The sequence below is a fragment of the Microbaculum marinisediminis genome, assembly GCF_025397915.1.
GTDB lineage: Bacteria > Pseudomonadota > Alphaproteobacteria > Rhizobiales > Tepidamorphaceae > Microbaculum > Microbaculum marinisediminis.
The window spans coordinates 1-647 of sequence record NZ_JALIDZ010000027.1 but is presented as its reverse complement, the minus strand read 5'-3'; the positions used below and the strand labels follow the sequence as shown (position 1 = coordinate 647).

Annotated in this window: 1 protein-coding gene; it reads right to left on the bottom strand. The window is 64.8% G+C overall.

What is annotated here, in order from left to right; genetic code table 11:
* On the bottom strand, window positions 1–647 hold a 647-nt coding region (locus MUB46_RS24130; protein WP_261618530.1), incomplete at both ends, for a hypothetical protein.

Below are 647 nucleotides of genomic sequence, written 5' to 3'. Positions count from 1 at the left end.
GTCGGCTTGCCCGACAGCAGTTCATGCAATGCGGTTTCGTCGTCGAGCAGGCCCCGGAGATAGGCGACAATGCCCTGTGTCGCGTCCGCCTGCGTGGACAGCGCCTTGCCGCTCTTGAACCGTGCGGCGGCAAGCAGGACCGGCTGCGCCATCGGCGCCGTCAGCGTGATTTCTGCCACGCCTTGCCACAGGGCGGCGATACCCTCGTCGGTTAGCCCCGCCTCGTGCAGAACCGCCAGGGATTCCCGCTTGTGGGTGTCGGTCCATTTCGGGTTGGCAGCCTCGAATGCGCGGTCTTCCCACTGTGCGAGCGTTTCGAACGTCGAACGTCGCGCAATGCCGACATCGTGCACCGCCTGCTGAAGGTTCGCCGACAAGTCGTCGAAGCGCGCCGAATATCTCTCCCACCAGTAGGCAGCCGTTCGATCAGTCGCGAACAGCCGGTCAAGATCGTCCTGCGACGTGACGCTAGGAAAACGTGCGCGGGCTTCGCTCATCAGTGCAAGCAGTTGCTCCGCAATGGCCGCGCCCCGATCGTCGGCATCGGCGAGCTCGTCGAGTGCGTCGTTGACTTCCGGTGAGGCGTTGCCCGTCAGAATCACGTCGCGGGCCACCTGCTGCGGCCCGGCCGGTTCGGACTTAATTCC